The organism is Phycisphaerales bacterium (genome assembly GCA_040217175.1).
Classification (GTDB): domain Bacteria; phylum Planctomycetota; class Phycisphaerae; order Phycisphaerales; family UBA1924; genus JAHCJI01.
In genome coordinates, this window is sequence record JAVJNT010000001.1 from 328419 (window position 1) to 352142 (window position 23724).

Genomic DNA, 23724 nt, shown 5'->3' on the forward strand with positions numbered 1-23724 from the left:
CCCGAGAGATCAAGCGAAGGACCCGAACGAGGAGAGAACGACCATGAACACCGCGCATCGATCGTTGATCACGCTGGCCATTACCGGGCTCGCCGTCGCGTCGCCGGCCGTGGCCCAAGAGCAGCTCTTCGCCCTCAGCAACCCGACCTCGCCCGTGCTCCGCGAGCTCGACCCGGCGACGGGAGGCGAGCTGAGCTTCGGATTCGTGAGCGGGGCCGAAGCGATCTTCAGCGGCATGGACTTCGACGCCGCCGGCGAGCTCTTCATGATCGATGGGTTCAATGACGGCCTCAGCGATCGCCTGTTTACGCTGGACGTCTCGACCGCCGCAGGAACGGTCGTGGGCGATACCGGCGAGAACTGGAACTTCCGTTCGGTCGCCTACGACGCCACCACCGACACGCTCTACACGGCTCGCGACAACGCGCTCTACACGACTGATCGCTCAACCGGCGCCGTCACGCTCGTGGCCAACATCACCGGGCCCAGCCTCGACCAGCTCACCGGCTTTGCGATCGACGCCGACGGGCAGGCGTGGGGGAGCGACATCGGCGACGCATCGATCTTCATGATCGATCTCGATACCGGCACCGCGACGTTCGTGGGCAACGCCTTCCCTGGTACGCGTAATTGGTTCAATGACCTGTCGTTCAACACCGCGGGCGAGCTATATGGCGCCCGTGAGCAGGGCGGTGGCGTCTTTACGATCGATCAAGGGACCGGCGCCGCAACCCTGGCATTCTCCGGCCCGACCTATCGCAGCATCGCGTTTCTCGGCGGAGACGCTCCGTGCTTTGCCGACTTCGACGGCAGCGGCGGCCTGGACATCTTCGATTTCCTCGCCTTCCAGAACGCGTTCGATGCAGGCGACCTGGCGGCCGACTGCGACGGCGACGGCTCGCTCACCATCTTCGACTTCCTGTGCTTCCAGAACGCCTTCGACGCCGGGTGCGGGTAAGAGTCGCCCGAGTCATCAATCTGGCTGAGGCCCGTCTGGGTCGGTTTCATCGTTCCAGCCGGGCCTTGGCCGGCGCGTGATGCCAAGCATCGCTGCGCGGGCCAACCATTCCGAGAGCCCGTATACCGCCACGGCCGTGGCGATGAGCGACACCGCCCAGATCAGGTCGCGGTCGGTGTTGTATTGATCGACGCGTGATGGCGTGATCAGCCAGTACTTGGTCAGCCCGAGCGTCACGAACCGACCAACGCCCAGCAGCGCGATGACGATGCCACTAATCCGCAGGGCCGTGGCGATGATGCTGCGCGCGAAGAGCATGCGGTCCATCGAGCCCATCGGTCCGTCCCGCGCGGGCGTCAACTCGTAGGCGCATTCGCTACACCGTCCATCATCGAGCGTTGTCAACTGGTAGCCACATGCGGGACAAGCTGGCACGGGCACGCGAGCGGGTACGAGCCGGCGAACAAGAAACCCGGTGCAGAAGAAGGCGACCAGCCCCGCACCCAGCTTCAGCGTCGGCGAGCCAAAGTAGGCCAGGACTTCCAGCGTTCCGGGCCGGCCCCAGCCCGGCTGCCAGATAAATCCGTTGATCGTGATCAGTTCCGACGCGGCGAGGATGCAGAGCACCGCGCCCAGCACGCGGAGCGCGACGCCCAGGACGACGCGGAAGAGAACCAGATCTTCGCTGCGAAGCTCGAGCGAACGAAGGCGTCGACGCGTGTCGCGATCGGGGGCCATAAAAGATCCTACGCGAGCAGAACCTACCATCGGCGTGCGCCGTGCCCTTACCATCCTCGTGCTGCTCGCGGCCATCGGGCTGGTCTCGAGCGTCGGCGTCGCTTGGGCTGGGGCGACGATGATGCGGCTGGGCTCGCCGAACAATCTGCTGACCAATACCTGGTTCAACGAGCCGAGCGTCGAGTACGGCGAGTTCAACCAGTGGCGGGTCGTGCAGTGGACCGACGCGACACTGACGAGGCGCTGGGGCCAGGGCGCTCGACCCGAGTGGTTCGAGGATCCGTGGATCGCCCATCTCAGGCAGGCATGGCACTCGTGGAGCGAGGACGGGGGCGGCCTGACGATCGCGGGCGTGCCGCCGTTCAGCCGCGTGCATGGATCTCCGCCCGTGGAACCGCCGCTCTTTGCAGTATTCTCCGATGGGCTGCCAAAGTTCGAGGAGCGCGAGGCCGGCTGGCCCACGCGTTGCCTGCGGTGCTCTTGGGAGACCGGCGACGAGCGATTGGATACGCCCGGCGAGCGCATCCGCGGCGGGCTCTTCGCGTCGCATTGGACGCTACCGTGGGGCGGCTGGCACGGGAGCTACTCGTCGGCAGGGTTCTCGGTGGAGTACGAGGTCGCGCTCCCGTTGACGCCGATGTGGGCCGGGCTGGCGATCAATGCAACGTTTTGGGCGGCGATCTGGTTCGTCGCCTTCCAGGTGGTGCCGCTGCCCATCTGGCTCTGGCGACGCAAGCGTTGGAAGAAGCGGGAGCGACGCGGCTTGTGCGCCCGCTGCGGCTACGAGCTCGACATCGCGGACGACCCCGTCACCACCTGTCCGGAGTGCGCGCTCATCATGGGGCGCGGTCCGCGCGGGGCCTGGGTCGGCCTAAGACGACAGGCGATCGTGACACTGATGGCACTGGTTGCCGTCTTGGGCGGCTTCGCGATGACGCGGGCCGTGACCGCGGACCGCCTGCCCCCGCTGCACCAGGCGGCCGCTGATGGCAACACCGAACTCGCCCGCGCCCTCGTTGCCGAGGGCATACCGGTCAATGCGCAAGCGCCCGATTTATGGTCGCTCAACACGAGTCCGCTCCAGAACGCGCGTCCGATCGCTTGGGCGTCGGTGCGGGGCCATGCCGACGCCGTGGAAGAATTGCTCCGCGCCGGCGCCGATCCGGACCCGGTGGGCGACGAGCAATCGCCCCTCGCACTGGCGATCGCCACGGGCCAGGCGGCTGTCGTCGATCGGTTGCTGGCGGCCGACGCCTCGGCCGCCGCCGCGGGTCGATACACCATCGCCCCCATCGCCGTGGCGGTGTGGTCGCAAGACGTCGAGCTGGTCGAACGCCTCTTCGCGCACTCCAGCGATCGCAGCGAGGCTCCCGTTTCGCTCGAGCTCTTCCAGATCGTCCTGGTCGGCCGTCCCGCGGAGCTGAAGCAGCTCGTGCTCGATCGGACCGTCGCCACACGGAAAGACCTGGAGAACCAGGCCGTGTTCGCGTTCCGATTCATGGACTGGGACTTCGTCGACACGCTCATCGCTCGCGGATTCGATCTGAAGCCGGCATCGTCCCGTTTCCTCGCGTACTTGGAAGACGCGGAGGATCCGCTGCGAGCGCTCGAAGCGCTCGTGGGTTGGGGCGTCGATCCGACGGCGGTCGATAGGTTGTCCCAGACGCCGTTGCACATCGCGTCGCGCCGCCCCGGCTCGGACGCAGTCCTGCGGCGACTCGCTGAGCTGGGCAATCCACTCGACGCTGCGAATCGGAACGGTCGTACGGCGCTGCACCTGGCCGCACTCGATGGCAACGACGGCAACGTCCGCACCTTGCTCGATCTGGGCGCCGACGCCACGCTCCGCGACCATAAGGGCGATACCGCCCGTGAGCTCTGGTGGCACGCACGCCGGGGTACGGATGGCTACGGAGAGATCCGCGAGTTGCTCGAAGCCGCCGAGTCTCGGTAGATCACACGCGTTTAGTCCCGCCGCATGACGGCCGCGCCCGTCACGTACGTATGGTGCTCGGCCGTCGACTTGTGCCACTCGAAGTATGGGCCGATGTCCTTCGTGTTCCAGGCGATGTCGCCCGCCGGCCGGCTCGACGCGAACGATGGGTGCCGCCAGAGGTCCCGCTCGAACTCGGCCATCGTCAGCGCGCGGCCGTTCCACTCTGGGAACCGCATGCCCATGCCTTCTTCGCAGATATCGAAGCTCATGGCCAGTACGCCGCCGGGGCACAGCACGCGGGCGATCTCGTCCATCGCCTTCCTCTTCTCGGGCTGATGCTCGATGACGCTGAGGCTCGTCAGCAGGTGCGCGCGGCCGTCTGGCGCGGGGATCGTCTCGTCGTCTGTGAATGCCCAGTCGACCCGGACGTTGAGCGTGTCACGCAGCTTCGCCCACCGACCCTCCATCCCGCGTGTGGTCTCGACGAGCGTGACCCGAGCGCCCATCGTCGCCAGCCACCAGGGCATCGGGCTCAGCTCGCTCCCCATGTCGATGACGCGCAGTCCCGCCAGTGGCAGCGGCTCGATCGCATGAAGCCAGAGCCACGGATACTCCCAGATCTTGGACCACGAGTCGAACTCTCGCAGGCCGTGCAACTTCGCGAACGCGTTCAGCCGACCCATGAACGACGTGAAAGGCTCGCTCCGAAGCTCCTCCATGCTCGCGAGCACGGCCCGGGTCGCCGGAGCCGGGACGCGGATGCCGGCCGGGTCACCCGTGCCGAGCGTGGGCTCGGGCGGATACGCGTTGGAAGCCGAGGGATCGCGGCACGCCAGGACGCCGCCGGCATCCCAGCGCTCAGCGTCGGCCTGGATCTTCGCACGGTGTTCATCGTTCGCGGGCGTGAGCTCGACCGGGATGCCCGCATAGGCCAGCGCCAACGCCGCCGGCGTGAGCGGCGCGGGCATGGGCTCGGGACGTGCTCGGGCCCCTTCGGCGGCGACACGCACGATGGCTTCTCCGAGACGCGCGTACTCCTTTCCGCTCCGGGGCGAGGCCGCCGAGAGCAACTGCGCTGCCTGCTCTCCGATGAGTTCGGCCGTCATGCCATGCGGCGCCATCGTCATCCGAGTGTCAGCCGGACCGGGCCGGCCGGGCGGGCTCCAGAGCGACGCGACGGCCGCAAGCCCATCACGAACCGGTTCGTCAAGGTGTTCCATCCCGGCGCCGATGCGACCGGTGACGACCTTGCCGTGCTGGCTTACGTCGGTGCTGCCCCATTCCCACGATGGCAAGTCATGACGAGCCGTGTCGTAGGCCAGCATGCTCCGATCGAACGGCTCACCCAGGAACTCGCACAGGCTGCGTAACTCGGCCTCTGGCGTGCACACCAGCCGCTCGTACGTCAGGTGATGGAAGGGCCTGTCCCCGAGGAACGCCTCGATGCGTCGATTCCAGTTCACCCATCGGAGCGTGGCCGCCAATGGCGTGTTAGCCGTGCTCACCCTTCGCGTCAGCTTCAGCGTTCGTTCGTAGACCGGTGCGATGCCCTTGCGGTGATCGGCAACGATTGAAGTGCTGTGCGCCACGTCCAGCGCGTCCCTGGTGATCCAGACCCACCGTGCGTCGGGCAGCAACTCATACAGCGCGTCGAGATGCAACGCGTTGTTGGGCGTCTTCTCGGCCCAGCGCGTCTTGCCCCGACCACGCGCGTACGTCAGCATGACCTCGTCGAGAAACCCCCGGGCCGCCCGGTATACCACCTCGGCCGGCTGGCCGTAGCTCCGGCAGTAGCCGTACTCGGGCTCGCACATCGCGCGGACCAGGCCAAGGAGCGTGGCGGGCTGGTGCTCGGCCAGCCAAGGCGTTTCAGGACCGCACGCAATGTTCGGATGTGCGTCGAGCATCGTGCGCAGCAGCGTCGTGCCGCTTCGCGGAACGCCCAGGACGATGATCGGGGCGGTGGTCTCGGCAGGGGTGGGGTTGGTCATGGAGCCTGGGTCGTCTGCTCGGGGGTACGGGCGGCGCGGCCAGCCGGTGCGGCCTCGATGCTCAACGGCAGTCGCGCCACGCCAAAGAAGGGCAGTGGTTCGAGCGGAGGATGATTGACGCGGATCGGCCCGAGTCCCTCGATCTGGTCGTGGAACACGGCGCCATTCGGATTGCCATCGTCGGACGCCTCGCTCGCACCCAGTCCCAGGGTGTATTCGCCGGGCGTCAGGTCGAGCGTGACGCGGAAGGTCACCACCGTTCGTTCGCCCGGCTCCATGGCCGGCAGGGAAACGCGCTGCTGGGCCGTGCCCTGGCTGAAGACCTGGACGCCAAACTTGTTGGTGAAGAACACGCCCGCACGCGGCGTCTCGATGAACTCGCTCGCCTCGACCAGCACGCGGACCAGAAGCGTCTGTCCGATGCCGTAGGCCGCCACGGGCCGATCGTCCTCGTCGGTCAGGCTGGCCGCCAGGATCACCAGCCCCCCGTGGCCGTGCCGGCGATCCGAAACGCCACCCTCGCCGATCACGTCATGTTCGAGTACGCGGCGGGCCAGGGCTGCCCCGTGGGTCGTATCGGGCGCGTGCTCGCGCTTCGGGAATCGCTCGTCGTCGCCCGCGTCGTCTCGACTCCACTTGTCAGCTAGCTTCTTGCCACCCGCCTTGCGGAGTGTCGCGTGGTACCGGGCGATCGCGTCTCCCGGCTCTCCCTGGAAGGCCACGCGTCCGTTCTCCAGCAGGATGGCTCGATCGCATAGGTTCGTGATGGCGCCGGCGTCGTGGCTGACCAGAAGCATCGTCGTGCCGTCGTCCAGCAACTGGTGGATCCGCTTCGTGCACTTCTGAACAAAAAAGATGTCGCCAACGCTGAGGGCCTCGTCGACGATCAGCACCTCGGGTTCGAAGGCCGCGAACATGCTGAAGGTCACCCGCACCGTCATGCCGCTGCTGTAGCTGCGGACCGGACGATCGAAGAAGGCCCCGATGTCGGCAAAAGACTCGATCTCGTCCATCTTTTCGCGGGCGAACCCCGGCGGGAAGTTCAGCAGCTGCGCCATGTTGTGGACGTTCTGGCGGCCGGTCAGGTCCTTGTTGAGGCCCGCGCCGAGCTCGATCAGGCTCAGCACCCGGCCCCGGAGCGCCGCGGTTCCCTCGGTTGGGATGGATACGCCCGTCACGAGCTTGAGCAGCGTGCTCTTGCCGCTTCCGTTGCGGCCCACGACGCCCAGGCACTCGCCCTTGCGGAGCTCGAACGACACGCCGCGAACGGCCCAGAAATCGCGATGCAGCATTGCTCGGTTGAGCGTGCACCACTCGGCTACGCGATGCCAAGGATTGCCGTAGATCTTGAAGCGCTTGCCCAGATCGGCGCACCGCACCACCCAGTCGTCCGCTGGGGTGCTGGCGTCTTGCTGGGCGCGTTCGGAGCTGTTCACGAGTCGATTCTACGGGTGGTGATGCTCAAGCGCCGGCGAAGACGCGAGAGCATGGCCGCCAATCGGTACGCACGGCTTGCACGGATCTCGGCGAGTTCGGCGTTTGCTGCATCGCGCTGCTCTTCGGCGGCCTGCGCTTGCCGCTCGGCGTGCAGTCGTTCGATGCTGTCGCGAGAAGCCGCGCGCTCGGCGTCGCTCAACTGGCTGGGCGGCTGGTACCCTGGGGCATCGAGTGGTACCGGCAACTTCGGTGGGGCGACGACTTCCGGCATCGCGGCGACTCGGGCCCCCCGCTCGACGAGCGCCAGCAGGATCGCCGCGGCGCCACCCTGCACGCCCGCTTCTTCGAGCCGCCGCCACCACGCGGCGTCCAATGCCAACGGCCCCGAGTGCTCCACCAGAAGCCCGATCTGTTCGGCCGATGGCGTCGAGAACGGCACGATCTCCACGCCATCCGGACCCGTCCGCGAGAACCAGGGCGCGACGGCGTCGATGTCCGCATTCGCCCGCAAAGCGTCGGTCAGAATTGCCCGCAACGCATCGCCGACCGGTTCGAACGCAACGATCGCGACCTCTCGGTCCGGCTGCGCGGCCGACCTCCGTGCCGTCAACGAGGCCGCGTGCTCCAAGCGGGCCGGGATCACGTGCCCATCGCCGCACAGCTCCGAGATCCGTCGCCGAGCCGCATGGCCCATCACCGCCCGCTCTCGGACCGACATGTCCGCAGCTCGCTCAAGCTGCCCGGATAGGCCCGACGCGTCGCCTGCATCGAACAGCAGCCCGCTCACGCCATCCTCGATCATCTCCGCCATGCCGCCGGCGTTGGCCGCGACCACGACCTGCCCGGCCGCCATCGCCTCCATGCAGGTATTGGGAAAGTTGTCGTTCGGGCTGGGCACGACGGCGATGCCGCTCGCGCTTCGCTGCTCGGCGAGTTCGTCCGGCGGCAATTCGCCCAGCACACGCACGTCCAGCCCCTGGCAATGCCGCTGGATCGCCGTCTCGCCGAACATCTCGTCGGCGACCCAGTCGAACGTATCGCGGCCGGCGATCCGCAGCGGCGGGGCGTCGGCCCCAAGACGACCCAGCGCCTCGGCCAGCGTGTCGAAGCCCTTGCGCCGCTCCATCCGCCCGACGAAGAGTGCGTCGCCGCCGGCGGGCAGGGGGCCATCGATGTCGACCGGCTCCCCGAGCGGATACGGCGTGACCTCGATCGTGCCGACGCCCGGCTCCCACGCCCGCGTCCAATCCGCGAGCATCCGGCTCGGGCACGCCACGCCGTCGGCCCACCGCAGCACGTCGCGCTCCATCGACCGCAGTTCGGCCATGGCGCGCCCGCTCTGTTGGCCGCCCTGCAACTCTTCGATCCACGCCGTCGGTGAGTGCAGGTGCACGATGATGGGCGGCCCGTTCGTTCGATTCGCCAGTGGCCCGCGACCGAGCCGCCGCTCGTTCAGGATGAACCACAGCAGCGCCCCGGTGTCGGGCGCCTCGATGGCCGGCGGATCGAAGGTCTCGAGCAGCCACGGCAGGTAGTGGCGAAGCTGCATCGCCAGAACGCTCTCGCGGTGAAAGGCCCAGAACGCCGCGTGGCACGCCGGGCCCATGGGCGACTCGAGGATGCTCCGTCGCGGGCCCGCCCAATCCGGTTGATCCTCGACATAATCGAGGAACGACAGCCTCGCGACGCGAACGCCGGCGTCGTCCTCGACCGTGGGCTCGTCGCAATCGCCCACCGTCACGACGACCGGCTCGCGCCCCTGCCCGGCCAGGGCCCGGGCCATCCGCACCGTGTACGTACCGATGCCGCCGCCGACGAAGGGGGGATATTCACGGGAGATCAGCAGCACGCGGCGGGCTCCGGCACGCGGCCACGGTAGCCTCCGCGCCCGAGGGAAGCCCTAGCATCGGCCGTGACCACCAGCACGACCAAGAGACGCACCGCCGGCCGGGTCGCCTTCTTCGCTAGCGTCCTCCTCGCGGTCGTCGCCGCCACCGCCCTCACGGTGCTGGCGCTCGCCCTGCCCGAGGCCCGGACCCAGACGCTCTTCGAAGAGACCGGCCCGTTCGAGGAGGCCTCGCCCTGGCTCTGGCTGGCCTTCGCCCTGTGGATTCCGCTGGTCTTCCGCACGCCCACGCGGACCGTCGCCGCCGGCATGATCGTCGCCATCGCCGCCGCCGCCCGCGAGTGGGACTGGCACAAGGCCTTCACCGACTACAGCGTGCTCAAGCCGCCGTTCTACTACCGCGAGGGCTCGCCCCTGGAAGTCGTCATCGCCGGGGCGGTCATGGTGCTCATCATCGCGAGCGTGGTCGTCCTGGTCGCACGGCTCATCAAGCTCAAGCCCTGGACGCGTCCGATTCCCTGGTGGGCCTACGCCCTCGTCTTTGCCTTCGGCATGCTCGCCTTCACCAAGGCCATCGACCGCGCCCCGGCCATCCTGCAGGACGACTTCGGCATCACCGTGGGCGATCGCCTCCGCTTGGTCGCCTACGCCATCGAAGAGGGCCTGGAAATGGTCTTGCCCGTCTTCTTCGCCGCTTACACGCTGGCCCTCGCGAGGTGGCACGCGGCCCGCACGCCCGCGGGTGAGTCGCAGCGGACCTAGGAACTTCCCACGCCCGCCGGGCGAGCACGGACGCGCGCCTCCATCGGGCCGAACATCGCACATGGACCGAACCACTTCATCGCGCGGCTGGGCATTCTGGTGGCTGTGTGCCGCGGGCGTCTACAACATCCTCTGGGGCGCCGCCGTCGTCCTGTTCCCGGGCGCCCTCTTCGAGTTCGCCGGCATGGAGCAGCCGCGCTACCCCCAACTCTGGCAGTGCATCGGCATGATCGTGGGCGTCTACGGCGTGGGCTACCTGGTCGCCGCCCGCGACCACCGCCGGCACTGGCCCATCGTGCTCGTCGGCCTGCTCGGCAAGATCTTCGGGCCGATCGGATTCGCCCAGGCCCTCTTGAGCGGCGACCTGCCCCCGGCCTTCGGCGTCACCATCCTGACCAACGACCTCTTCTGGTGGATCCCCTTCGCCCTGATGCTCCGCGACGCGCTCAAGCACCACAGCGAGCGGCCATGACCGAAACTGCCCTCTTGGTCCACGCCGCCGCCACGTGGTTCATGGTCGGCCTGATCTGGTTCGTCCAGGTCGTGCACTACCCGCTGTTCGCCGGCGTGGGCGAAGCGGGCTGGGCCGAGTACAGCCGCCGGCACCAATCGCTGACCACGCTCGTCGTCGGCCCGACGATGCTCGTTGAGGTCGTCTCCGCCGCCGCGCTGCTCGCGTTCCTGCCCGGCACGCTCACGATCGCCGGCGCCGTGCTGCTCGCGCTCGTGTGGGCGAGCACGTTCTTCGTCCAGGTGCCCCTCCACGGCCGCCTCGGCAAGGGCCACGACGCCGCCGTCATGCGGACGCTCGTCGCCACGAACTGGGTCCGCACGGTCCTATGGACCGCCCGCGGCGTGATCGCCATGGCGTTGCTCGGGGTGGGGGTGGTCTGACGCCGAGCGTTCCCCCTTGCCGTCGCCACGACCGACGGGGGTCTTCGGACGCGGAAGTGGCCGCGCGGCACGAGGAAGGGGCATGGCGCCGCGCGGAAGGTCGGGCCCCGGGCACGCAAGCTCGAGCGCCGCACGAGGAAGGCCACGCGCCGCGCGAGGAAGCCCGATCGTGGCACGCGGAAGGGGAGACTCGCCGCGAGGGAAGGGAGATTTGCCGCGCGGAAGCTTCCGCGCGGCAAATCTCCCTTTGTTATCCGGGCCTTGGCGGCGTCGCAGGGTGCTTTGCAAGCACTGTGTTTGGGTTCGCGCTGCGCCCGGGCCTCAGCCCTTCATGAGCCCCTCGACCCCCTTGCGATCCACCGGCAGCTTCGAGCTCATGTTCTTCGGCCCGTTGGCCGTGACGTGAATGTCGTCCTCGATCCTGATGCCGATGTTCTCCTCGGGCAGGTAGAGCCCTGGCTCGATGGTCACGATGGCGTCCTTGGCCAGGGGGGTCTTGGGGTCGACGTCGTGCACCGAGATGCCCAGGTGGTGGCCGATGCCGTGGTAGAACGCGTGGCCGTAGCCGGCCTTGTCGATGATCTCGCGGGCGGCGGCGTCGACGTCGTGCATCCACGTGCCGGGCGTGCACGCCTTGATGCTCGCCTTCATGGCCTTCAAGACCAACTCGTACGCGTCGGCCTGCGTGCTGTTGAATTTTCCATTGACCGGGAACGTCCGCGTGATGTCGGCGCAGTAGCCGCCCATCTTGGTGCCCGAATCGAGCACGAGCATGTCGCCGTCTTCCATGATGCGGTCGTTGGCGCCGTAGTGCAGCACGGTCGCGTTGACGCCCGAGCCGGCGATGGGGTTGAACGCGTTGCCCTCGCCGCCGTGCTCGGCGAACGTCGCCTGCAGCGTGCGGATGACCGCGCCCTCGCTCGCGCCCGGCTTCATTTCCCTGGCCGCCGCGCGCACGCCCGCCATCGTCGCATCGACGGCGCCCTGGATGAGCTTCCGCTCGGCCGGGCTCTTGGCGGCGATGAGCTGGTAGAACTCGCGCCAGGCCGACTCGATCGACACCCCCGGCACGCGCTCGGCCGCGAGGCGGTACGCGACCAGGTCCTGGTTCACGCCCGCCGGCGCGGGCCGGGGCTCGTGCAGCGTGGCGAGCTTGCCCGAGCGGCCGGCGGCCTCGGTCACCAGCCAGTTCAGGCGATTCGTGCGGAAGACGGTCCCGACGCCCAGCCGATCGCGCAGCTGCGGGCTCAGCCCCTCGCGGATGCCGTGCCACGCCTCGTCCTCGGGGTCGCGGCTGCGGAACATGAGGACCTCGCGCCGCCGCGGGTTGGGGTGGCTGGGGTCGAGCAGCAGCACCGCCCCGGGCTCGTCGGCGATGCCCGTCAGGTAGTAGAACTCGACCGATGGCTCCCAGTCGCCGCGCAGCGACGCGCTGTGCTCGCCGGCGAAGACCAGGCCCACGCGGTCCTTGAGCAGCTTGGCGACCTTCTGGCGGCGCTTCTTGTACTCGTCGGCGGTGATGGGGGCGTACGGAGGGGCGGCGGCAGCGGTCGGTTTCTTGGCCATGGCCCATGGTTGGCGCGCCAGGCGGTTGGCGCGCTACGCGCGGGTGGCCCGCAGCACGGCACCGGCGATCTCGAACCGCACGCCCGCGACGACGCGCGAGCCCTGCCCGGCGTCGATCCAGACCAGCAGCGACCGTGCCGTCGAAGCAGACAGCCGATCGTGGCCCGCGTCGCCGAAGTGCCGGATCACGCGTCGCAGCAGCCCTTCGCGCACGGCCGCGGGGCAGGCCCCGAACGCCTCGCGCTCGAGCTCGACCGCGTCCTCACGCTCCACGGCCATGCTCGCCCACGCGCCGCCGACGACGCCCTCGACCACGCGCACCGCCTCGCCCACGGCCTCGGCCCCGCGGGCCGCCCGAAGGGCCGCGCCCGGGCGCAGCGCTTCGAGCTCCGGCAAGACCCGCTCGCGAAGCGCCGCCCGCAGGGGCGCGTCGGCCCCGCCGGGGTCCACGTTCGTCTCGTCCTCGACCCATCGCCAGTGCGCCTTGCGGCAGATCGCCTCCGCCTGGGCCCGCGTCACGCGCAGCATGGGCCGCACCAGCGTCACGCCGGCCGAGATCGCCCGGCGATGCGCAGGCCCGCGAAGCCCGCGCGGCCCGGTTCCGCGTACGAGGTTCGCCAGCAGTGTCTCGAGCACGTCGTCGGCCTGGTGTGCGGTGGCGACGTATCGGCACCCCGCGTCGTCGGCCAGCCCCGCGAGTGCCTCGTACCGCAGCTGCCGCGCGCTCGCCTCGGCGTTGCCCTTGCCGAGCCGCACCCGCTCGATGCGCACGGGCAGGCCCAGGCGCTCGCCGAGTTCTTCGACGACCTCGCGGTCGGCCTCCGCGTCCTTCTTCGAGCGCATGTCGTGGACGACGTGCCCGATCGCCAGCACGCCCGGCCGGCGGCCGAGCGCCAGCGCCAGGGCCGACGAATCGGCGCCCCCCGAGACCGCCAGCAGCGTCGGTCGGTCCCCGTCGCGCACGTCGGGACCGCCGGTGAGCATCCGCCACGACCGGACGATGCGGCGCTCGGCGGCGGCAGGGTCGTCTCGCACGCGTCGATCGTATCGAATGGACCACGCGAATGGAACTGAGCCCCGGATGCCGACACTATTGCCAATGGCCACCGCCGCCCTCATGCTGGTCCAGAGCGAGCCGACCGACCCCGCCAGCGGCGGCGACGCAGCGGACGGCCCGAGCGGCCCGCAGCAGTTCGCCTCCTGGGTGCTGCTGGCCTTCGGCGTGGCGATCCTGATCTGGGTCCTGCTGCGGCTCCAGTGGCGCCGCCAGCGGCGCGCCCCCGAGGAGAGCCCGGTCGCCGAGATGCGCGAGACTGCTCGCCATCGCCAGGCCGAGGGCGAGCGCGCCGCCGAGGTGGCCGAGATCGTCCGCGACCTGGCGGCTCGCCTCGAGACCCGGGCCGCCCGGCTCGAGGCCCTGCTCGACCAGGCCGACGAGCGGATCGAGCGCCTCGAGGCCCGGCTGGCCGCCGGCAACGTGGCCGAGCAGATGGCGGCGCCGAAGCCCGCCGAGCCGAGCGCCCCGCCGGCCCCGGCCAACGGCAGCGTCGACCCGTGGGACGAGGCCGCCGGCGACCCATCGCCGCAGCGCTCGGCCACGCCGCCGGCCAGCGACCCCCTGCACGAGGAGGTCTACGAGCTGGCCGACGATGGGCGGTCGCCCCTGGACATCGCCCGCCGCCTCGACCAGCAGGTCGGCACCATCGAGCTGATCCTGGCCCTCCGCCGCCCCTAGGGACCGCCGCGGACCGGCGAGCACCAATCTCCACCAAAATCGCGGGTGTGAATCTGGGCGCTTGGGTTATGCTGGCACGATCAGCACCCACAGGAGACCGGCCATGACCCGTGCCATCGCCCTGACCGTCCTCGCCGCGGCCGCCAGCGCGCCCGCCCAGACGACCCGGATCGACGTTAACGTCGACTCGGGCGCGGTGTTCCCCGGCAGCACCGCCACCGTGATCCTCAGCGCCGCCTTCGATCCCGGCGACTACGCGGTCGCGGGCATCCAGACCGACCTGCTCGCCAGCGCGCCGGTCGATCTCGGCGACGCCTGGAGCGACCTGCAGCTCGTCTCCCCGATGGATGGACCCGGGACCACGGCGGGCATCGCGTCGGGGGCCACCGTCACGGGCGTCATCGCGGGGCAGCTCAACTTCCCGACCGCAGGGATCTACGCCGACCCAACGAATCCGATCACGTTCTGGCGGGCAACGTTCACGGCGCCGGCCAGCGTGCCCGGACCCTACTTCGTCGACCTTTCGACGAGCACCAGCCGCTTCGACGTCTACGTGGAGCGGGGCGCCGCTCGCAGCGAGTCGCGCCTCGACGTCCTCGCCGAGGGCGTCGGCGGCATCCCGGTCCTCCCGGCGCCCGGCAGCATGGCGGTGCTGGGCCTGGGCCTCGTCGCGGCCGCGCGCCGCCGCCGCTAGGTCCAGCGAAGAGGAACGACGATGCACGCGACCAGCGGCTTCGTAGCGCTTGCACTCGGGTCGGCGCTCATCGCGAGCGCCCCGGCCCACGCCCAGGCCGTGGGCGTCACCATCGAGATCGACGAGCCGATCCTGGCTCCCGGCGATTCGACGCGGCTGCGCCTCGTGGCCACCGTGCTCGATGCCGACTACGCCTTCGCCGCCACCGACCTCGACCTGCTGATCGACTTCGACGGCACGCCCGGCGCTCGCGGCTTCTCAGACCTCTCCATCCTGCCCCCGATGGACGCCGGCCCGACCGCCGGCGTGCCGACCGACCGCGGCATCGAGGGCATCCTGGTCGGCCAGCTCCACTTCCCGCCGGCGGGCATCTATGCCGACCCGACCAACCCGATCGCGTTCTGGGAGGCAACGTTCACCGCGCCCGTCGACGCGGGGGGCGGCTACCGCGTCGACCTCTTGACCGAGACCCTGCGCTTCGACGCGTGGCCCGACCGCGATTCGGCCATCGCCGCGTCGCGCCTCGACCTGGTCGACGAGGACGCGGCGAGCATCTTCGTAGTTGCTGCGCCGGCGGGCGCTGCCATCCTGATGTTCGGCCTCGCCGCTCTGCATCGACGTCGACGCACCATCGAATAGGAGCCACCCATGCACACGCACGCCATCGCTCTCGCCTGCCTCGCTGTCGCCAGCACCGCGCTCGCCCAGACCGCCCCGCGCATCATCATCGAGGCCGACGATCCCGACATCCCGACCGTGGGCGGATCGACGATCATCCGCATGTTCGCCCAGTTCGACGACGCGAGCGATTACGCCATCGCGGGCATCGCGACGAGCCTCGTCAGCAGCCGTGGAAGCGAGGGCTGGTCGGACATCACCCTCGTCGCCCCGATGGACGGGCCCGGCACCTCCGCCGGTCTTGTTTCGGGCACCGGGATCGACGGCATCATCGCCGGGCAGCTCAACTTCCCGATCGCCGGCGTCTTCGCCGACCCCTCCAACCCGATCGCCTTCTGGCAGGCACGGTACACGGTCCCCCTTGGCACCGGCCCCGGCGTGCTCGACCTCTCGACGCAGACCGATCGCTTCGACGTCTACGTCGACCGCGATTCGGCGACCAGCGAGAGCCGCCTTGGCGACCTGATCGAGGGCTCGGCACGCGTCACCATCACGCCCGCCCCGGCAACGAGCTTCGCCTTGCTCGGCCTGCTCGCCCTCGGCCACCGGCGTCGATGAGGCGATATGCGGACCTTGGCCAATGCTGCGCGAGCGTCGGCCACCGCCAACGGTCCTTCCGTCAGCATTGACGGTCCTTCCGTTACAGCAACCGGTCCTTCCGTCACGGCCACCCGTCCTTCCGTCAGCGTTGACGGTCCTTCCGTCACAGCAACCCGAACTTCCGTTAGCGTTGACGGTCCTTCCGTCACAGCTAACGGTCCTTCCGTTACAGCAACCCGGAGGACCGTCATCGCCGTTCTCGGACCGGGTTTCGGCCACCACGGGCCGTGCGGCCCGCTCTGGCCATTTGCGGGACCAAGGCAACCGCGCGCCCGCCCGACCACGTACCGGGGCCTAGGTTCTCGCAAGGCGCGACGGTCGCCGCGCTCGCACGCCCGGGGGTCCACCATGCACCGCACGTCCACCGCCGTCGCCGCGTCCGCCGCGCTCGTGTTCTCGATGACCGCCGCCGCCGTCGCCCAGACGCCCGGCACCGTCTTCATCGAGATCGACCAGCCCGTGCTGGCGCCCGGCGAGTCGACCACCGTCCGCCTGCTCGCCGGCTGGGGCGGGCCCGACTTCGCCATGGCCGGCGTCGCCACGAGCCTGCTCGCCGATGCCGGCGGGCGCGACGTTGCCGCGTCGTGGTCGGATTGGGCGCTCATCGCTCCGATGGACGGCCCGGGCACGAGCGAGGGCGAGGCGATCGGCAACGGCTTCGGCGGCATCATCGCCGGCCAGCTCAACTTCCCCGTCGCCGGAATCTACTCCGAGCCCGACCCCAACCCCATGCCCTTCTGGGAGGTGACCTTCACCGCGCCCACGGACCTGGGCGCGTTCGAGGTCGACCTCTCGACCGACACCGAACGCTTCGACGTCTACATCGCCCGGTTCTCGGCGTTGAGCGAGAGCCGCCTCGACGGGCTGACCGAGGGCGCCGGCACGATCGTCGTGGTGCCCGCGCCCGCGGGCGGCGTCGTGCTGCTGGGCCTCATCGCGCTGCGTCGCCGCCGCTGACGCACCGGTGCTGGACCGAGGAGCTTGAGCATGCGTGTTCGCAACGCCTCCATCGCAATGGCCCTCGCCACCGCGGCGAGCCTCGCGCACGCGCAAGTGCCCGGCGAGGTCATCATCGAGATCGACCAGCCCGTGCTCGCGCCGGGCGAGGCGACCACCGTGCGCTTGTTGGCCGGCTTCGACAGCACGCAGGACTTCGCCATGGCCGGCGTGCACACCAGTCTGCTCGCCGATTCGGGCGGGATCGACATCGACGCCGCGTGGTCGGACGTTGCGCTCGTGTCTCCGATGAACGGCCCCGGCACGACGGCGGGTCTGCCCGACGCGGGCGGCTACACGGGCATTATCGCCGGCCAGCTCCACTTTCCGATCGCCGGCCCCGGGGCCGACACGAGCGACCCGATCGCCTTCTGGGAGGCGACCTTCACCGCGCCCGCGGACGCGGGTGCATTCACCGTCGACCTCTCCACGCTGACGACGACCTTCGCGATCTACATCGAACACGATACGAGCCGCTTCGAAAGCCGCCTCGACGGCCTCACCGAGGGCGCCGGCACGATCGTTGTCGTCCCCGCGCCCGCCAGCGCACTGGCATTCGCCGGATTGCTTGCGATGCGACGCCGCGCTAGCCGCCCGGCAGGTGCTTCTCGATCCAGTCGTCCTGCCGCATGACGTGGCCGCGGTTGACGCGGTCGCGGTGCTCGGCCCGGCGCTGGCTCTGACGCACCGCGAGCCGCGCCAGGCGGTCCTTGCCGACCTCTTCGCGGGCCGTGCGGCGGCGGACGAAGCCGGCCAAGCCGGGCGCGTTGTGCTCGACGAGCTCGTCTTCCAGGCTCGCGAAGATCTGGGCGCTGCCCGGGTCGCCCTGGCGCCCGGCGCGGCCGATGAACTGCCGATCGATGCGCGTCGAGGCGTGCAGCTCGGTCAGGATCACGTGCAGGCCGCCGGCTTCCTTCGCCCGTTCGTCCAGCATGATGTCCGTGCCGCGGCCGGCCATGTTCGTCGCGACGGTGATGGCCCCGCTCCGCCCGGCCTGCGCGATCAGGTCGGCCTCGGTCTTGTCGAAGTTGGCGTTCAAGACCTGGTGGGCCAGACCGCGGGCCTCGAGGCGTTCACTGATCCGCTCGCTCACCTCGATCGACCGCGTACCCACCAGCACCGGCCGCCCCTGGGCGTGCTGGGCGACGACCGAGTCGACGATCGCCGCGAACTTCGCGCTGCTCGAGCGGAAGATCCGTGTCGGCCACTGCTCGCGGATCATCGGCTCGTTCGTCGGCATGACGACGACCGGCCGCGAATACACGGCCTCGATCTCGCTCCGCGCATCGATGGCGGTGCCGCTCATGCCCGCGAGGAACCGGTAGCTCCTGAAGAACCGCTGGAAGCTGACTCTGGCCAGGGTCTCGCGGTCGGCGGTGACCTCCACGCCCTCCTTGGCCTCGACCGCCTGATGCAGCCCGTGCTCCCACGAGCGGTCGGCCAGGTACCGCCCGGTGTACTCGTCGACGATGACGACGCGGCCGTCGACGATCTGGTAGTGGTGCCCGCGGAGGTAGCAGTGCCGCGCGGCCAGCGCCTGCTTGATGAGCTCCTCGGCCCGGCGGGGCGCGCGCCAGATGGCGTCCTCTTCCTTGGCGAAGAGGTCCCTGAGCCGATCGCGGCCGCGACGCTTGAGCTCGGCCCGGCGGCGCACGTGTTCGACGGTGTAGTCGGGCCCCTCGTCCAGCCGGGCGGCGAGCCTGGCGGCGGTCGCGTAGACCGCGCTCATCTCGTCCTCCTTGCGGGCCTGGGCGATGATGAGGGGGACGACGCCCTCGTCGATCAGCACGGCGTCGGCCTCGTCGACCAGCGCCGCGTGCAGCCCGGGCACGAGCGGGCTAAACGCCGCGGCCTCGGGGCGATCACCAAACCGAGCCAGCGTCTGCCGGCCGGTCCACGGCGTCTTGAGGCGGCCGATGCGAAGCTGGTCGCGCAGCCAGTCGGCCGTGATCTGCTTGGGCGTGCCGTACACGATGTGCCGCGCGTACACGCCCGCGCGGTCCTGGGGGCTGAGCTCCTGCGTGATGGCGCCCACCGTGAGCCCGCATCGCTCGTAGATCGGCCGGCGGCTCTCGGCGTCGCGCGCGGCGAGGTAGTCGTTGACGGTCAGCACGTGCAGCCGCTTGCGGCTCCACGCGATCAGGGGCGCGGCGATCGAGCCCGTCAGCGTCTTGCCCTCGCCCGTGGCCATCTCGACGACGCGGCCGTGGTAGAGGCCCAGCGCGCCGGCGAGCTGCACGACGTACGGCTCCTGGTCCGTCTGTCGCCGAGCGACCTCGCGCATCAGACCCATGGCGTGGCGGAGCTGCTCGGCATCGGCCCGGCCGCGCACGAACGCCTCGCGGGCCGTGCGGACCGCCTCGTCGAGCTGGGCGTCGCTCAGGTCGACGATCGTGGGGCGGAGGGCGTCCACGCGCCTGGCCTCGGCCAGCAGGTGCCGCGTCGTGGTACGCAGCCGGTCGGCCCGGGCCCGGGCCATGACGGCCAGCTTGTCGAGCCCGCCGTAGTGCTCGGGCTTGCGCTGGCGGGCGCGCAGCGCCTGGAACATGACCTCGTACCGCGTCAGCTCGCTGACCGACGGACCACCGACGCCGCCCGGCATGGAAGGGGTCGCGCTCATCGTCAGATGTCGATCCGTCCCTGGACGAGCTGGCGCAGCCGGTCGACCCACTGGCCGAGCAGCGGTCGCGGCGGCAGCTCGAAGCGTACGGCCACCCGCTCGCCGGGCATCGGCGGCACCGTCGCGCCGTCGGCGTCGAAGTTGGCCTCCATCTCGACGATGAACCTGGGCCGCGTTGCCTGGGGCGACTGGCTCTGGCGGCGGTCGGTCTGCACCTGGCCGCCGCCGATGTCGGCCAGCGCCGGGTGCGGCAGCGTGCGATCGCCGGCGCTGCGACGCACGAACTCGGTCACGTCGAAGGCCACGCCCGGCTGCGTCCGCCGGCGGATCTCGGCCGTGAAGTCCTGCTCGAAGCTCATGGTCTGCAGCCAGTCGGCCTGACGCTGGTCCATCGACGCGACCACCCGAACGTCGTCGCTGGCGACCACCGCGCACACCGGCGCGCCCTGCCGCACGTACTGACCGGCCAGCCGCCGCGGATCGTCGGCGACGTAGCCCGCGTGCGGCGCCCGCATCGTGAGGGCGTCGACGCGCTCCTGCAGAAACGCGAGCCGTTCGAGCAGCACGCCGCGACGCTCGTTCATGAGGTCGCCGACGGGCACCTGCTGGGCCATCGCCGAGCGGAAGCGGGCCTCGAGCTCTCGGAACGCACCCATCGTCCGCTCGAGCTGGGCGACCAGCTCGGGATTCTCGGCCACGGCGAGGACCTGCCCCTCTTCGACCCACTGGCCGGGCGAGACGAGCACCTCCTGGACGAACCCGTCGCTGCCCGCGAACACGCCGGTGAACTGCTCGCTCTCGATGACCGCGCTGGCGCGCCGGTAGTCGGGCATCGGCACCGCGCCCACCAGCAGACCAGCCAAGCCGACTGCCGCGATGCTCGTGAGCACGACCCGCGAGCGCTTGTCTGCGATCATCGGGCTCGTCGCAAGCCAGTGCGTCCACTTGCCCAGCGGCATGACGAACCACACCGTCGCCGTCCAGATGGCAAGCACGAGCCCGAGCCCGAACATCTGCCCCATCACGAAGAGCGTGATCGAGAAGAACAGGAACACGCGGTACACCATCGCCGCCCAGCCGTAAGCGATCAGCCAGGGCCGCTCGCCCGCCTGCACGGTGGGGGGCTTGGCGTTGCGAATGCGGTACATGTACTTCTGGAAGTGGAACTTGATGAGGTTCTGCGCCCGCTGCATGAGGTTGGGCGCTTCCAAGAGATCGCTGAGGATGTAGTACCCGTCGAACCGCATCAGCGGGTTGGCGTTGAACAGGATGGTGCTGATGCTGGCCGTCAGCATCGCGTTGTAGGCAAATTGGTTGACCACGCCGCCCGTGTCGAGCGTCGCCAGCCAGACGAAGGCCGCGATCGACGCCGCCGCGAGCTCGAAGATCATGCCCGCCGCGCCCACGGCCACCCGCTGCCACTTGCTGGCAAAGGCCCACGTGCTCGACGCGTCGACGAAGGGCGCCGGGAACATCACGAGCATCATGATGCCCAGCTCGGGCACCTGCCCGCCGAAGCGCTTGCACACCAGCCCGTGCCCGCTCTCGTGGATGATCTTGCTGACGATGAAGACCACGATCAGCCATGGCCAGTTCGCGGGCGCGATGGCGCCCTGGAAGCGCTCCGAATCGAAGAGCGCCCCGGCCTCGCTCGTGAGCGCGGCGATCGCGCCGAGCAGCAGCAGGCACCAGGCGATGAAGCCCCAGCGATTCAGCAGCGGCCGCACGATGGGCTCGACCGCCGTGAAGATCGAATCCGGGTTGAACAGCCGGATGCGGAAGTACATGATGCCCATCGCCTGGCCGATGGCCTTCTTCTTGATCCGCTGGCGGGCCCGCGTGAGCAGCTGCTCGGTCTCCGGCGTGTCGTCGGCCTTGAGCAGGTTCGCGTTATAGAGCTGGCTGATGAGCTCGACCGTCTCGACCTGCGTCGGGGCCGCATCGCCGTGCGTCTCGAGGCACAGCGTCCACGTCTCCTCGACGGTTCGCTTGCCGTCCAGCAGGCACACGAATTCGTAGGCCATGGGCGTGAGGCGATAGAACTGGTTGCTCGCCGGGTCGTGCACCACGTGCCAGCGCCGGCCGCGGTAGTGCTGGCGGGTGATCTGGGTGTGGCTCCGCAGGCGCGGCTTCATCGCGCGCACGCGGCTCCACATCGGGCTGAAGGTCGGCCGTTCACTCATGCGCCGTCACCTCAATACCACAGCCAGAGTCGGGCGGTGTCGAGCAGGCGCCTGCTCAGCACCCAGATGATCCGCTTGTTGCCCGTATCGATGTACGCGATGCCCTCCATGCCCGGGCGCAGCCAGCCGGGCGGATCGTCGAGCGAGCCGCGCAGCTCGAACACGTTGCTGCCCTCGTCGGGCTGGCCCATGGGCACGAGGCTGTTCGCCGTGAACGTAAATCGCTCCCCCGGCCGCGCCCGCGTGGCGAAGCCGCCGATGCTCTCGGGCGAGACGTAGCCGATGTCGTTGTCGGGCACGCGGGCAACCACCTCGAGCTGGTCGAGGCTGGCGATGCGGAACATGGGCTCGCCGATGTTGATCGCCGAGCCGATCATCCGCCTCGGATCGCCCGAGACGATGGTCCCGTCGATGGGCGCCACGATGGTCGAGCGCTCGATCTGCGTCTCGATGTACCGCAGCCGGGCCTGCTCCTGCTCGAGGCGACCGAGCGCCTGCTCGGCGGAGCTCAGGTCGCCCTCCTTGCGGGCCTCGTCGGCCTCGCGCCGCGCCGCCGAGACCGACGCCTGCGCATCGATCCGGCTCTCGCGGAGCTCGGTGGTGTCCAGCTGCATCAGCAGGTCGCCCTTAGCCACCTGCACGCCGGGCCGGATGCCTTCGGGAACGCTGGCGATGATGCCCGCGAACGGCGCCGCGATCGAGCGTTCGTGCACGGCCAGCAGCTCGGCCTGCGCGTCGATGCGGTACGGAATCTTCACAAACGTCACGACGATCAGCAGCACGAGGGCGACGAGTGCCGCCACCTTCCAGGCCGTGTGCCGCGGGCCGACGAGCCAGGTACCGCTCTTGAGCACACTGTGCCACGCCCGCTGGGGGAGCGGTCGGTCGTCGCTGCGGCGCAGCTCGATGACCGGGCCAACCAGGTCGAGCGTTGCCTGGAGCAGCTCGAGCTTGGCCGTGTCGAGCTGATCTTCTTCAGAGAGCTCGATGGTGACGACGCCCACCACACGCTCGCCCGCGCGGATCGGCAGCGAGGCGACCTTCAGCCGCGCGTCGGACGACGCGAGCTGCCGGTGGGCGTGCGAGACCTGGCCCGCCAGCGTGGGATCAACAGCGGGCTCGGTGTCCGGCTGCCCGGCCGACTGCGCGGGGTCTTGCGGCACCTGCGGCACTGGGTAAACCACGGCGTGGGCCTGGTCGTAGCACTCTTCCATCGCGGCCTGCAGCATGCGCACCATGTGCAGCCGGCGGTCGACGTGCTCGGTGTCGCTGAGGGCCTGCACCCGGACCACGCCCGAGTCTCCGAGCCCACGCACCCAGCCGATGGCCGCGCGATCGGCCGACGCCGCCCGCGACAGGTCGTTGGCCAATTGCAGGCACGCGCCCTTGAAGCCCGAGGCCTCGTTAATGGAGGCAATCAAGCGACCGGCCAGGTCGAGCGCCGCCGAAGACTGCCACGCGCCCTTGGCCTCTTGCCGTGCCGCGTGCAGCTTCGCGTAGCCGCACAAGACCTCGACGAGCGCCATGGTGGTCTGCGTCGCCTCGCGCGAGCGTTGCTCGATCGTCAGGCAGATCGCCGCGGTGTGCCCGCCGCCAAGCGGCATGTCGATCGGGCCGGCGATGACCGCGCCACCCTCGTTGCCGGCGCCGTACATGGGCGAGCTGTTGGCGTTGAGCGCGAACACCCGGGCCTCGCCGCCGCGCACGGCCTCGGCAGCCGCCGAACGCACCCACGATCCATGCTCGACCTGGGTCGGGTCGATCCGCCGCGCCTCGGCCGGCCGCCCGCCACGCGCCTCGCCGGCCGCGACGGCGTAGGCGATGGACGGCTCGTCGGGGCTCTGGTCCTGCGTGTCGCTGGTCGAGACGATGACGACCGATCCCTGCCGGGCGTTGGCTACACGAGTGAGCACGCCGCACAGCCGGGCCAGGAAGGTCGTGGCATTGGGCGACTCTGCCGAGAGTTCCTCGACCACGCGCCGCCAGGCCGGTGTCCTCAGATTCGAGATATCCGTCAAGGTCGCTCCTCTCGGGGCAACGGGTCAATCGCGACCCGGTCCGCACGCGGAAGCCGGGCACGCTCGATTCGT

The 23724-nt window shown here is 69.8% G+C and carries 20 protein-coding genes; 11 read left to right on the forward strand and 9 right to left on the reverse strand.

Translation table 11 applies throughout. From position 1 onward, the window contains the following. Positions 1 to 43 precede the first annotated feature (43 nt). Complete coding sequence (locus tag RIA68_01405) at positions 44 to 958, forward strand: GC-type dockerin domain-anchored protein (protein MEQ8316087.1); 915 nt, start codon at positions 44 to 46, stop codon at positions 956 to 958. A gap of 15 nt (positions 959 to 973) precedes the next feature. On the opposite strand, the gene RIA68_01410 is transcribed toward RIA68_01405, so the two are convergent. After that, the gene (locus RIA68_01410; GenBank protein ID MEQ8316088.1) at positions 974 to 1696 is read right to left on the reverse strand and encodes a hypothetical protein; all 723 of its coding nucleotides are present in this window, start codon (positions 1694 to 1696) and stop codon (positions 974 to 976) included. Positions 1697 to 1730: 34 nt separating this feature from the next. Here RIA68_01410 and RIA68_01415 point away from each other — a divergent pair, with 34 nt between their 5' ends. Continuing rightward, a complete protein-coding gene (locus tag RIA68_01415; protein MEQ8316089.1) occupies positions 1731 to 3650 on the forward strand; it encodes an ankyrin repeat domain-containing protein in 1920 nt (639 codons plus the stop codon). 11 nt (positions 3651 to 3661) lie between these two features. Here RIA68_01415 and RIA68_01420 read toward each other — a convergent pair whose 3' ends face one another. The 3 genes from RIA68_01420 to RIA68_01430 are packed head-to-tail and all read right to left on the reverse strand — an operon-like array spanning position 3662 to position 8909. Beyond that, positions 3662 to 5623 carry a sulfotransferase gene (locus tag RIA68_01420; GenBank protein ID MEQ8316090.1) on the reverse strand — a complete coding sequence of 654 codons (1962 nt, stop codon included), beginning with the start codon at positions 5621 to 5623 and terminating at the stop codon, positions 3662 to 3664. Beyond that, positions 5620 to 7059 carry an ABC transporter ATP-binding protein gene (locus RIA68_01425; GenBank protein ID MEQ8316091.1) on the reverse strand — a complete coding sequence of 480 codons (1440 nt, stop codon included), beginning with the start codon at positions 7057 to 7059 and terminating at the stop codon, positions 5620 to 5622. The genes RIA68_01420 and RIA68_01425 overlap by 4 nt, the downstream gene beginning before the upstream one ends. Next, positions 7056 to 8909 carry a glycosyltransferase family 4 protein gene (locus RIA68_01430; GenBank protein MEQ8316092.1) on the reverse strand — a complete coding sequence of 618 codons (1854 nt, stop codon included), beginning with the start codon at positions 8907 to 8909 and terminating at the stop codon, positions 7056 to 7058. The genes RIA68_01425 and RIA68_01430 overlap by 4 nt, the downstream gene beginning before the upstream one ends. 63 nt (positions 8910 to 8972) lie before the next feature. Here RIA68_01430 and RIA68_01435 point away from each other — a divergent pair, with 63 nt between their 5' ends. The 3 genes from RIA68_01435 to RIA68_01445 all read left to right on the forward strand — a co-directional run bounded on the left by RIA68_01435 (position 8973) and on the right by RIA68_01445 (position 10562). Next, positions 8973 to 9668, forward strand: a complete 696-nt coding sequence (locus RIA68_01435; GenBank protein MEQ8316093.1) for a hypothetical protein — start codon at positions 8973 to 8975, stop codon at positions 9666 to 9668. 61 nt (positions 9669 to 9729) lie between these two features. After that, positions 9730 to 10140: an alkyl hydroperoxide reductase gene (locus RIA68_01440; protein ID MEQ8316094.1), complete on the forward strand. Its 411-nt coding sequence runs from the start codon at positions 9730 to 9732 to the stop codon at positions 10138 to 10140. Beyond that, positions 10137 to 10562 (forward strand): hypothetical protein, encoded by a 426-nt coding sequence (locus RIA68_01445; GenBank protein MEQ8316095.1) that lies wholly within the window; start codon positions 10137 to 10139, stop codon positions 10560 to 10562. The genes RIA68_01440 and RIA68_01445 overlap by 4 nt, the downstream gene beginning before the upstream one ends. A gap of 321 nt (positions 10563 to 10883) precedes the next feature. Here the strand turns inward: RIA68_01445 and RIA68_01450 are convergent, their stop codons facing one another. Both RIA68_01450 and tilS read right to left on the reverse strand, forming a co-directional pair. Beyond that, a complete protein-coding gene (locus RIA68_01450) occupies positions 10884 to 12128 on the reverse strand; it encodes a Xaa-Pro peptidase family protein (protein MEQ8316096.1) in 1245 nt (414 codons plus the stop codon). A 33-nt stretch (positions 12129 to 12161) separates the two neighbouring features. Next, positions 12162 to 13163 (reverse strand): tRNA lysidine(34) synthetase TilS, encoded by a 1002-nt coding sequence (gene tilS / locus RIA68_01455; protein ID MEQ8316097.1) that lies wholly within the window; start codon positions 13161 to 13163, stop codon positions 12162 to 12164. 64 nt (positions 13164 to 13227) lie between these two features. On the opposite strand from tilS, the gene RIA68_01460 reads away from it, so the two are divergent. From RIA68_01460 to RIA68_01485, 6 genes are all read left to right on the forward strand, one after another. Then, the gene (locus RIA68_01460) at positions 13228 to 13863 is read left to right on the forward strand and encodes a hypothetical protein (protein MEQ8316098.1); all 636 of its coding nucleotides are present in this window, start codon (positions 13228 to 13230) and stop codon (positions 13861 to 13863) included. 103 nt (positions 13864 to 13966) lie between these two features. Continuing rightward, complete coding sequence (locus RIA68_01465; protein MEQ8316099.1) at positions 13967 to 14557, forward strand: PEP-CTERM sorting domain-containing protein; 591 nt, start codon at positions 13967 to 13969, stop codon at positions 14555 to 14557. Between the two features lie 21 nt (positions 14558 to 14578). Then, entirely contained in the window at positions 14579 to 15196 is a 618-nt protein-coding gene (locus tag RIA68_01470; protein MEQ8316100.1) for a hypothetical protein, read from the forward strand. Between the two features lie 9 nt (positions 15197 to 15205). Beyond that, positions 15206 to 15793 carry a hypothetical protein gene (locus RIA68_01475; protein MEQ8316101.1) on the forward strand — a complete coding sequence of 196 codons (588 nt, stop codon included), beginning with the start codon at positions 15206 to 15208 and terminating at the stop codon, positions 15791 to 15793. A 390-nt stretch (positions 15794 to 16183) separates the two neighbouring features. Continuing rightward, positions 16184 to 16792, forward strand: a complete 609-nt coding sequence (locus RIA68_01480) for a hypothetical protein (protein ID MEQ8316102.1) — start codon at positions 16184 to 16186, stop codon at positions 16790 to 16792. 30 nt (positions 16793 to 16822) lie between these two features. Further along, a complete protein-coding gene (locus RIA68_01485) occupies positions 16823 to 17464 on the forward strand; it encodes a hypothetical protein (GenBank protein MEQ8316103.1) in 642 nt (213 codons plus the stop codon). Here the strand turns inward: RIA68_01485 and RIA68_01490 are convergent. Genes RIA68_01490 through RIA68_01500 form a run of 3 tightly spaced genes read right to left on the reverse strand, consistent with a single transcriptional unit; the run spans position 17418 to position 23652 of the window. Next, a complete protein-coding gene (locus tag RIA68_01490) occupies positions 17418 to 19451 on the reverse strand; it encodes a hypothetical protein (protein MEQ8316104.1) in 2034 nt (677 codons plus the stop codon). The genes RIA68_01485 and RIA68_01490 overlap by 47 nt on opposite strands. 2 nt (positions 19452 to 19453) lie before the next feature. Next, on the reverse strand, positions 19454 to 21634 hold the full coding sequence (locus RIA68_01495; protein MEQ8316105.1) for an efflux RND transporter periplasmic adaptor subunit: 2181 nt from the start codon (positions 21632 to 21634) through the stop codon (positions 19454 to 19456). 11 nt (positions 21635 to 21645) lie between these two features. Beyond that, positions 21646 to 23652: an efflux RND transporter periplasmic adaptor subunit gene (locus RIA68_01500; GenBank protein MEQ8316106.1), complete on the reverse strand. Its 2007-nt coding sequence runs from the start codon at positions 23650 to 23652 to the stop codon at positions 21646 to 21648. Positions 23653 to 23724: the final 72 nt, after the last annotated feature.